The organism is uncultured Thermomonas sp. (genome assembly GCF_937872235.1).
Taxonomy (GTDB): domain Bacteria; phylum Pseudomonadota; class Gammaproteobacteria; order Xanthomonadales; family Xanthomonadaceae; genus Thermomonas; species Thermomonas beijingensis.
Genome location: NZ_CALMPC010000104.1, coordinates 1 through 10,015, shown reverse-complemented (window position 1 = coordinate 10,015; position 10,015 = coordinate 1). Strand labels below are relative to the sequence as shown.

Annotated in this window: 10 protein-coding genes; 3 read left to right on the top strand and 7 right to left on the bottom strand. The window is 61.8% G+C overall.

Annotation, left to right across the window (positions count from 1 at the left end):
- Positions 1 to 3: 3 nt before the first annotated feature.
- From yeiP to QWB57_RS09435, 7 genes are all read right to left on the bottom strand, one after another.
- Entirely contained in the window at positions 4 to 570 is a 567-nt protein-coding gene (gene yeiP, locus QWB57_RS09465) for an elongation factor P-like protein YeiP (RefSeq protein ID WP_223629329.1), read from the bottom strand.
- Positions 571 to 597: 27 nt separating this feature from the next.
- The gene (locus QWB57_RS09460) at positions 598 to 1,368 is read right to left on the bottom strand and encodes an SDR family NAD(P)-dependent oxidoreductase (protein ID WP_223629330.1); all 771 of its coding nucleotides are present in this window, start codon (positions 1,366 to 1,368) and stop codon (positions 598 to 600) included.
- A 95-nt stretch (positions 1,369 to 1,463) separates the two neighbouring features.
- Positions 1,464 to 1,949: a GNAT family N-acetyltransferase gene (locus QWB57_RS09455; RefSeq protein ID WP_223629331.1), complete on the bottom strand. Its 486-nt coding sequence runs from the start codon at positions 1,947 to 1,949 to the stop codon at positions 1,464 to 1,466.
- Between the two features lie 9 nt (positions 1,950 to 1,958).
- Positions 1,959 to 3,734 (bottom strand): EAL domain-containing protein, encoded by a 1,776-nt coding sequence (locus tag QWB57_RS09450; protein WP_223629332.1) that lies wholly within the window; start codon positions 3,732 to 3,734, stop codon positions 1,959 to 1,961.
- On the bottom strand, positions 3,731 to 4,621 hold the full coding sequence (locus QWB57_RS09445) for a hydroxymethylglutaryl-CoA lyase (RefSeq protein WP_288969290.1): 891 nt from the start codon (positions 4,619 to 4,621) through the stop codon (positions 3,731 to 3,733). Before QWB57_RS09445 ends, QWB57_RS09450 begins: the two co-directional genes overlap by 4 nt.
- An 8-nt stretch (positions 4,622 to 4,629) precedes the next feature.
- Positions 4,630 to 6,624, bottom strand: coding sequence for an acetyl/propionyl/methylcrotonyl-CoA carboxylase subunit alpha (locus tag QWB57_RS09440; RefSeq protein WP_288969289.1), 1,995 nt, complete (start codon positions 6,622 to 6,624; stop codon positions 4,630 to 4,632).
- The gene (locus QWB57_RS09435; RefSeq protein ID WP_288969288.1) at positions 6,624 to 7,424 is read right to left on the bottom strand and encodes an enoyl-CoA hydratase-related protein; all 801 of its coding nucleotides are present in this window, start codon (positions 7,422 to 7,424) and stop codon (positions 6,624 to 6,626) included. Before QWB57_RS09435 ends, QWB57_RS09440 begins: the two co-directional genes overlap by 1 nt.
- A 101-nt stretch (positions 7,425 to 7,525) precedes the next feature.
- Here QWB57_RS09435 and QWB57_RS09430 point away from each other — a divergent pair, with 101 nt between their 5' ends.
- The 3 genes from QWB57_RS09430 to QWB57_RS09420 are packed head-to-tail and all read left to right on the top strand — an operon-like array spanning position 7,526 to position 9,872.
- On the top strand, positions 7,526 to 7,774 hold the full coding sequence (locus tag QWB57_RS09430; RefSeq protein WP_288969287.1) for a FeoA domain-containing protein: 249 nt from the start codon (positions 7,526 to 7,528) through the stop codon (positions 7,772 to 7,774).
- The gene (locus QWB57_RS09425) at positions 7,771 to 9,639 is read left to right on the top strand and encodes a ferrous iron transporter B (RefSeq protein WP_288969286.1); all 1,869 of its coding nucleotides are present in this window, start codon (positions 7,771 to 7,773) and stop codon (positions 9,637 to 9,639) included. Before QWB57_RS09430 ends, QWB57_RS09425 begins: the two co-directional genes overlap by 4 nt.
- Positions 9,639 to 9,872: a DUF6587 family protein gene (locus QWB57_RS09420; protein WP_223629337.1), complete on the top strand. Its 234-nt coding sequence runs from the start codon at positions 9,639 to 9,641 to the stop codon at positions 9,870 to 9,872. Before QWB57_RS09425 ends, QWB57_RS09420 begins: the two co-directional genes overlap by 1 nt.
- The last annotated feature ends 143 nt before the right edge of the window (positions 9,873 to 10,015 follow it).

Here is a 10,015-nt window from a genome sequence, read left to right as displayed (position 1 = left end):
GGATCAGTCGGCGCGCCCGCCAAATTCACCGGTGGTGGTGTTGACCCACACTTTTTCACCGCTGCCGATGTACTCGGGCACCATGATTTCAATGCCGGTGGACAGCTTGGCCGGCTTCGGGCGCTTGGTGGCGGTGCCGCCCTTGAGTTCCGGCGGGGTTTCGATGACTTCCATGGCCACGCTCTGCGGCAATTGGATGGCCACCGGCGCATCGTCGATCAGCTGCACGTAGATGCCGGTCAGGTCATCCACGATGTAGCCTGCGGCCTCGCCAATCGCATCGGGATCCAGTGTGTATGGGGTGTAGTCCTCGTCATCAAGGAACACGAAGGCATCACCATCCTTGTACGAATAGGTGCATTGGCGGCGGCTCATGTCCACTTCGCGCAAATCGTCATCACCATCAAAACTGGAATCCAGTTTGTTGCCGCCGGGGATGGAATACATCACGAAACGAAAGCGCACATTGCCACCGCGACCTTGCGGGCTGCTGCGTTCGATATCGCGGATTTGGTACACGCCGTTGTTGAATTCGACGACGTTGCCTTTCTTGATGTCGCAAGCTTTCATAAATATCTCGTGGGGTACGTTCGTGAATTACTTGGCGGCAAGGCGGGTTGCACCATCCAGCCGGATGGTTTCGCCGTTGAGGTAGGTGTTGGTGAGGATGTAGGCGACCAGGTCGGCGTATTCCTGCGGCTGACCCAGGCGTGACGGGAACGGGATGGTGGCTGCCAATGATTTCTGCACATCGTCGGGCATACCGTCCACCATCGGGGTCCAGAACACACCGGGGGCCACGGTCATCACGCGGATGCCGAAGCGGGCCAGTTCGCGCGCCATCGGCAAGGTCATGCCCACCACGCCGCCTTTGGATGCCGAGTAGGCGGCCTGGCCGATCTGGCCTTCATACGCGGCCACCGATGCGGTATTGACGATCACGCCGCGTTCACCGTCGCTGCCGGCGTCGTTGTGCTGCATCCGCTCGGCACAGGTCTTGGCCACGTTGAAGCTGCCCACCAAATTCACCATCACCGTGGTCTGGAACTGCGACAGTGGCATCGCGCCGGTCTTGCCCAGCACACGGCCCGCGCCCAGGATGCCGGCACAGTTGATGCACGCATTCAGCCCACCAAGAAACGTGGTGGCGGCGCTGACATTCGCCACCACCGAGGCTTCATCGGTGACATCAGTTTTGAAAAACTGCGCATTGGTGGCACCCAGCTCGGCCACGGCAGTCGCGCCTTTGTCCGCATTGACATCGAACAGGGCGACCTTGCCGCCGTGGGCAACCAGGTGCTTGGCCACGGCAAAACCGAGACCGGAGACGCCGCCGGTGATCACGGCGCGGACGTTGGAGAGCTGCATGGGGAATCTCTGCGGGCGGGAAACCCGCGATTTTAGCGGATGTGCGCCGCAGGAGCGTTGACGCGATCCAATGTCATTACGCCGAAGCGGTGCGCCTACAGGGTGCGTGCGTAGAACACATTGCAACCGCCATGCCCGGTGGCACCCAGCGGGCCGGCAATGCGCTGGAAACCGCTGCGTTCATACAGGCGCATCGCCGCATCCATGCCGTTCAGCGTTTCCAAGTAGCACTGGCGAAAGCCGGCTTCGCGGGCGGCGGCAAGGCAGCGGGCCATCATTGCTGTGCCCGCGCCGATGCCGCGTGCTGCGGGCAAAAAATACATTTTGCGCAGCTCACAAATACTGGCATCGCCACCGGTGAGCGGCGCGATGCCGGCACCGCCCAGCACGCGGCCGTCCTGTTCCAGCACGAAGTAGGCATGGCGTGGCTGTGCGTACGCACGCTGCATCCAGTCCACTTCCGGGTCTGCAATCGCAAAGCCGCTGCCGATAGCGCCAAATTCCGGCATGACGCTGCGGATGATGGCGGCCATCGCGGCATCGTCATCGCTGTGGATGGGGCGGATGGTGAAATTGCTCATTGCATAACCTCAGGCTTGTGCTGCAAGCCGCTTGCCGAATTCGCCTGGCAGCAGACCAGGTGCGAACAGGAAGCCTTGCCCAATGGTGACCCCGAGCCGTAGCAGATGATCACGCTGTGCCTCGGTTTCAATACCTTCGGCAATCATGCCCAAGCCCAGGCTGCGGGCGATGCCGACCACGGTCTGGCAAATGGCCTCGTCGGATTTGTTGCCGGGGATACCCTGCAAAAATCCGTGGCTGAGCTTGAGTGCGTGGATCGGCAGGCGACGCAAATAATTCAGCGCGCTATAGCCTTCGCCAAAATCGTCGATGGATAGCCGCACGCCTAATTTGCGCAGGTCGTCGAACACTTTGCTGGTGTCGGCGGCATCTTCCACCAACACCCGTTCGGTCAATTCCAGCTCCAGCGCATGGCCGGGCAGGCCGGCTTCCTCCAGCATCTGCTGAACGCTACCGGCTAGATTTTCACCGGCGAATTGGCGATACGACACATTGACCGACACGCGCTCGATCGGCAGATCCTGTTCCTTCCAGCGCCGCATCTGATGGCAGGCTTCCTGCAAGACCCAGCGTCCGATACGGACGATTTCACCGGTGGATTCGGCCAAATCAATAAACCGATCCGGGGCCATCGGCCCCAGCTCCGGGTTGTGCCAACGCAACAGCGCTTCGGCGGCAAAAATACGGCCGCTGCGCAAGTCCACCTGCGGCTGATACACCAAATGGAATTCGTTGTTGTCAACCGCGCGACGCAGGCGGGTTTCGGTCTGCAGACGCTCTTGCTGGCGCTGTGCCAACGCCGGTGAAAAGGTATGAAACCCATTGCGCCGGCGACGCTTGCTTTCGTACATCGCCACGTCGGCGTTTTGGATCAATTGCCTGGAAGTATTGCCGTCGCAGCTGCCTCGCGAGATGCCAATACTGGTGGTGACACTGAAGTCATCCTTGCCCAAGCGAAACGGCACCAAAAACGCGCTTTGAATGACACGCGCCAAACGCTCCGGGTGGTCCGGGTCGGTGTCGGTGCGGGTGGCGACCAAAAATTCATCACCACCAAATCTGGCAATGTGCCCCTCGTGACCCACTGCACCGCGAATGCGTTGGGCGGCTTCCACCAGCAATTGATCGCCGGCATCGTGGCCAAGCAGGTCATTGACGATTTTGAAGCGATCCAGATCGATGTACAGCAGTGCAAGGTGGGCGCCCGCACCGCTGTGCAGTTGGCTGGCAACAACCTCCAGAATGGCATCGCGATTGAGTAGCCCGGTCAGTGCGTCAGTACGCGCTTGATGGCGAAGCTCGGCTTCTGCACGCTTACGATCGGTGATGTCTTGCAGCGTGCCACTGAAGCGATGATTGGCGGGATCTTGTGGATCAGGCTCCCCAATCACGCTGACCCAGAACGGCGTGCTGTCGGCTTGCGCACCTTGCAATTCCAAGTCAAAGCCGGTGCCTTCGGTGATGCTGTACAAGGTTGTTTGCAGGCGGCGTCGATCTTCTGGCAATAAACATGCCAGCAGGTCTGTCATGGTGGTGGCTGGCGTTGTGGCGCCCAGGATGTGCAGCGCTTCACTGGTGAGATAGAGCGCATCACTGGCGCGATTCCACTGCCAGCCGCCAATCAGTGCGAGTTCCTGCACGCGTCGAAACAACGTCTTGTCGCGCTGCACCTCATCGAACAAGGTTTGGTAGCTGGCCTGTTCACGGGCCAGGGCATCGCGGGTGTGTTGCAACGCGCTACGCAGAGCATCCAGATCGCGCTCGCCAGATGCGCTGGCATTCATGCGGCCATGGCCTTGCCCGCTTTGCTGCCGGTTTCGCGCCCAAGCAAGCGGGCCAACCAGCGGCCGGTGTCGGCCAGTTTGGGTAAATCAATACCGGTGTGGATGCCAAGGCCGTGCAGCATGTACACCACGTCTTCGCTGGCCACATTGCCGCTGGCGCCCTTGGCATACGGGCAGCCGCCGGCACCGGACACAGCGGCATCCACCACCGCCACACCTTCTTCCAAGCACGCCAGCACATTGGCCAGTGCTTGCCCCCAGGTGTCGTGGAAATGGATCGCCAGCGCCGCCATGGGGACCTCACTGGCCACTGCACTCAGCATCGCCCGCGCCTTGGCGGGTGTACCGATGCCGATGGTGTCGCCCAGTGAGATTTCATAGCAGCCCATCGCGTGCAGCGCTGTGGCCACGCGAACCACATCGCGCAGTGGCACGTCACCCTGATACGGGCAGCCGAGCACGGTAGAGACATAGCCGCGCACTTGGATGCCATCCTGCTTGGCGCGTTCGAGGATGGGCGCAAAGCGGGCCAGGGATTCGTCGATGCCGGCATTGGTGTTTTTCAGATTGAAGGTTTCCGAGGCGGCAGTGAACACTGCCACTTCGGTGGCACCGGCAGCCAATGCGCGGGCATAGCCGGCTTCGTTGGGCACCAGGACCGGATAACGGATGCCGGGGGCGCGGGTGATCCCGGCCATCACATCACTGGCATCGGCCATCTGTGGCACCCATTTGGGGCTGACGAAGGCGGCGGCCTCGATACTGCGCAGACCGGTATTGGAAAGCCGGTTGATCAGTTCGATCTTGTGCGCAGTGCCGATGTCGATTTTTTCATTTTGCAGGCCATCACGGGGGCCCACTTCCACGATGCGCACTGCTGCCGGCATCCGCATTGTCATTGCTCCAAGGTGGCCAAGACGGCATCGGCTTCGACAAAGTCACCGGCCTGCGCGCGCAGCTCGGCGACCACGCCTGCGCGTGGGGCCTTCAACGCCAATTCCATCTTCATCGCTTCCAGTACCAACAACACAGCCCCGGCATTGACGGTATCGCCGGGCTTGGCCTGCACCAACACCACGCGCCCGGGCATCGGTGCGCGAATGCGGTGTTCGGATGCACTGGCAGCTTCCGCGTGCCGACGATACACGGACTCCACCTGCAAGCGCAGGCGTTGCTGGCCATCGTGTACCAGTACGTTATCGGCATGCAGGGTGCTGCGAAAACGGTGCATATTGCCATCGATACGCAGGCTCAGTGTTTCGCCATCCAGCCGTGCACCGGCGATGGTATGGACACGCGCATCCCATGTGATCTGGTAGTTGCCCGCATAGCCTTGCGCCAGTGGTTCGATGCGTTGCTCACCGTGCAGGAAGGCCAGCCGACGGTTGCCGGCATGGCCCAGTCGCCAACCGTCCACACAGGCCCATGGGGAGGTGGGATCTGGCGTGTGTGCGGCGTTGCAGTCGGCGGCGTGCTCTTGCGTCAACAGATGCACCACCGTGGCTGCCAACACCAATGCCGGATCCAGCGTGGCCGGGCTCAGGAATTCATCCAGATGGCGGTCCAGGTAGCCGGTGTCGATGCGGCCTTCCACCACCGCTGGGTGGCGGATCAGGCGTTCGAGAAAGGCGATGTTCGATTTTGGCCCGGCAATTTCGCAGGCCGCCAATGCTTCACGCATACGCGCCAAGGCGCGTGGGCGATCCTCATCCCAAACAATGAGTTTGGCGATCATCGGGTCATAGAAAATGGTGACGACATCGCCTTCGATCACGCCCGAATCAATGCGCACCGCGCGCGAGGCTGCTGGCAGGCGCAAGGTCTGCAAGGTGCCGGAGCCGGGCAGGAAGCCGGCATCGGGGTCTTCCGCGTACAGCCGCACTTCAATGGCATGGCCGTGCTGGCGGATGGCGTCCTGTGCCAGCGGCAGCGCCTGTCCGTCGGCAATGCGCAATTGCCATTCCACCAGATCCAGCCCGGTCACTTCTTCGGTGACGGGGTGTTCGACCTGCAGGCGAGTGTTGATCTCCATGAAATAGAAACCGCCATCTTGCGCGACGATGAATTCCACCGTGCCCGCGTTGGCGTAATCAATCGCATGCGCGGCTTGTACAGCGGCAGCGCCCATTGCAGAACGCAGCTCGGGCGTGAGGAACGGCGATGGCGATTCTTCCAATACTTTTTGGTAGCGCCGCTGTGCAGAACATTCGCGTTCGCCCAAATGGATCGCGTGGCCGTGATGGTCGCCAAAGATCTGGATTTCGATATGCCGGGGGTGTTCGATGTAGCGCTCCAGCAACACGCGGTCGCGGCCAAAGGCGTTTTTGGCTTCGCGCTGGCAACTTTCCAGATTCGATAAAAACTCGCCCGCGCTGCGCACGATGCGCATGCCTTTGCCGCCGCCGCCGTGTGCGGCCTTGATCATCAGCGGGTAGCCAATGCGGTCGGCTTCACCTTGCAGCAGGTCGCGGGATTGGTCTTCGCCGGTATAGCCCGGCACCACTGGTACGCCGGCCGCTGCCATCAGATCCTTGGCCCCGGCCTTGCTGCCCATCTTGCGCATCGACGCGCCGGACGGGCCGATAAAGGCAATTCCGGCGGCTTGCACCGCGTCGGCAAAGTCGGCGTTCTCACTGAGAAAACCATAGCCAGGATGGATCGCCTGCGCGCCGGTTTTTTTCGCGACGTCCAAAATGGCATCACCGCGCAGATAGCTGTCCTGCGGACGCGGTCCACCGATGCAATGCGCTTCATCGGCCAGCCGTACATGCTGGGCATCGGCATCGGCTTCGGAAAACACCGCCACGGTGCGGATACCCAACTTGCGCGCGGTGCGGATCACGCGACAGGCGATTTCGCCACGGTTGGCGATCAGGATGGTGTGGAACATCAGGGTGTGTTCTCTTGGGGGTGTGCCCAGCTGGGCTTGCGCTTGTCGAGAAAGGCAGACAGGCCTTCCTGGCCTTCGGGCGAGACCCGCAGGCGGGCGATCAGGGCGGCGTTATCGGTGTCGTGGCGACTGCCGTCGGTGTGGGCGCAGACGTCGCGGATCAAGGTTTTGGCGCTAGCGGCAGCCACCGGGCCGGCCTTGAGGAGTAGATTGATTTGCCGCTGCACGGCGGCATCCAGGGCATCGGCTTCCACCACTTGATGCAGCAGGCCGATGCGCAGGGCTTCGGCGGCGTCAAATATTTCTGCCGTGGCAAAGTAGCGGCGCGCTTGACGTGGACCGATGGCCTGAATCACGTAGGGTGAAATCACCGCCGGCAGCAGGCCCAATTTGCTTTCGGTCAGGCCGAATTTGGCTTCCGGCACGCCGATGGCGATGTCGCAACAGGCCACCAAGCCCACGCCGCCGCCAAAGGCTGCGCCTTGCACACGGGCGATGGTCGGCTTGGGTAATTCATCCAGTGTGCGCATCAGGCGCGCCAAGGTGAGCGAGTCTTGCCGGTTGGCGTCCTCGCTGGCGGCGGCCATGCCGCGCATCCAGTTGAGGTCGGCACCGGCGGAAAACGAGGCACCCTCGGCCTCCAGTACCAACACGCGCACGCTGGCATCGCCTGCAACCTGCAGCAGCGCCGCCGTCAACTCGGCAATCAAGCCATCATCAAACGCGTTGTGGACGCGCGCGCGGGTCAGGCGCAGGCGGGCAACGGGGCCAGCGTGGTGCAATTGCATGGCGAAGGACATGCCGGTATCCAAGTTTCGAAAATTTGATCTGACACATGATAGCGGTTGGTGGAACTGCTATAATTGAGAACAATTCCTATTTAGATTATGGTGCAGCGGTAATGCACTTGAGCGAACTCCCCAAACGCCAACCTGCCGTGGTCGAAGCGGTGGAAGACCGTAGCCCCAATGACCCAGTGGCGCGTCGCCTGCGCGAGCTGGGCTTTGTGCATGGGGAAGCTGTCGAAGTGGTGGCCGCCGGCCCATTGGGGGCGGAGCCACTGTTGGTGCAAGTGGGCTTTACCCGGTTTGCGCTGCGGCGGGTGGAAGCTGCGCGGGTGCGGCTGCGCGACGCCAAGGCAGCCGCATGAGCCCCGCCACCACCTTGACCAGCCTGCCGCAGGCCCGCATCGCGTTGGTGGGCAACCCCAATTGCGGCAAAACCGCGTTGTTCAACCTGCTGACCGGCAGCCGCCAGAAAGTGGCCAATTACGCTGGCGTCACCGTAGAACGCAAGGAAGGGCGGCTGATTGCGCCTTCCGGGCGGAGCTATTCGATTCTGGATTTGCCGGGCGCGTACAGCCTGCAAGCGGCCAGCTTGGATGAAGCGGTCACTCGCGATTTGATTCGCGGGTTTTATCCCGGCGAAGCCGCGCCGGATTTGCTGGTGTGCGTGGTCGATGCCACCAATCTGCGCCTGCATCTGCGTTTTGCATTGGAGCTGCGGGCACTGGGCCGGCCCATGCTGATCGCGCTGAACATGATGGACGCTGCCCACAAGCGCGGCATCACGATTGACGTGGCCGCCTTGCAGCAGGCATTGGGCGTGCCTGTCGTGGAGACCGTGGCGGTGCGCCGCGACGGTGCCCGCGCATTGCTGCAACAACTGGAACAGGTGCATTTGGCCGATCAAGGCACGCATGCGGCCATGGCGGATGATGCCCTGCATTCAGAGGTACGCCGGGTGCTGGCCTTGACAGTAGCAATGCCGCGCCGCACCGCTGAAATCGACGATGCGCTGGATCGCTGGCTGCTGCACCCGGTGTTCGGGTTGCTGGCATTGGCGGTGGTGATGTTTTTGATCTTCCAAGCGGTGTATGCCTGGGCCACGCCGATGATGGATGGCATCGAGGCGGCCACCACGTGGCTGGGTAGCACCGTGTCCACAGGGATGCCGGAGGGCCCGCTGCGCAGTTTGCTGGTGGATGGCATCATCGCCGGCACCGGCGGGGTCGTGGTGTTTCTGCCGCAAATCCTGGTGCTGTTCGCGTTTATTTTGGCGCTGGAAGAATCCGGCTATCTGCCGCGCGCTGCATTTTTACTGGATCGCAGCATGGCGGCGGCGGGGTTGTCGGGGCGCAGCTTTATCCCGCTACTGTCCAGCTTTGCCTGCGCGGTGCCGGGGATCATGTCCACACGGTCGATTCAAGATCCACGTGACCGCCTCGCCACCATCCTGGTGGCACCGCTGATGACCTGCTCGGCGAGGCTGCCGGTCTATACCTTGCTGATCGGTGCGTTTGTGCCAAAGCAAACCATTGCCGGCTTCAACCAACAAGGCTTGGTGCTGTTCGGACTGTACGCCGCCGGCATCATCAGCGCGTTGGGTGTGGCCTGGACGATGAAACTCTGGCGGCGCGACAAGAGTGAACACCCGCTGCTGATGGAACTGCCGTCCTACCGCATTCCGCATGTGCGCGACGTGGCCATTGGCCTGTGGGAACGCGCGATGATTTTCTTGAAGCGGGTGGGGGGGATTATCTTGGCGATGACCATCCTGCTGTGGTTTTTGCTGAGTTTCCCGGGCGCACCCGCGGGTGCCACCGGCCCGGCGATTGATTACAGTTTTGCCGGCCGCATCGGCGCGGCAATGGTCACGATTTTTGCGCCGATTGGCTTCAACTGGCAGATCTGCATTGCGCTGATTCCCGGGATGGCCGCACGCGAAGTGGTGGTGTCGTCGCTGGCCACGGTGTACGCGCTGTCGGCGGGCAGCGACGACGCGGCGCTGCAAGCCCTGTCCCCGGTGATTCAATCGCAATGGTCACTGGCCACGGCGTTGTCGCTGCTGGTGTGGTTTATCTACGCGCCGCAATGCGTGTCCACCTTGGCCACGATCAAGCGCGAAACCCATTCGTGGAAGCAGACCGCATTTGCCGCCGGGTATTTGTTTGGTCTGGCCTACTTAGCGTCGTTCATCACCTATCGAATTGCCGTGGCAATGGGGGGCGGCTGATGGCTGCATCCCTGCTGTTGCAATACATCATCGTGGTGCTGGCCGTGTTGGTGAGCGCAGGGGTGGTGATGTACAAGCAATTCCCCAATGCCACACGGCGACTGCGGATTGCGTTGGCACTATCCATGATGCAGACCACCCGGCCCAATTGGATGCGTGCGCTGGCAAGAAAAATCGCGCCACCCGGGCAGGGTGGCGGTCACGATTGCGGGGGTTGTAACGGCTGCGGGTGAGGGTGTTCCAAGTCTTGCCGGGGAGCGGCGTTGGCTGATGCGGATGTTCGAGAGTGGTTGCGCTGGGTTTGCACAAACGAACAGGCCCGCCAATGGCGAGCCTGTTCGTTTCTACGCTGTCAGCCAGGAAGTGAACTTGACCC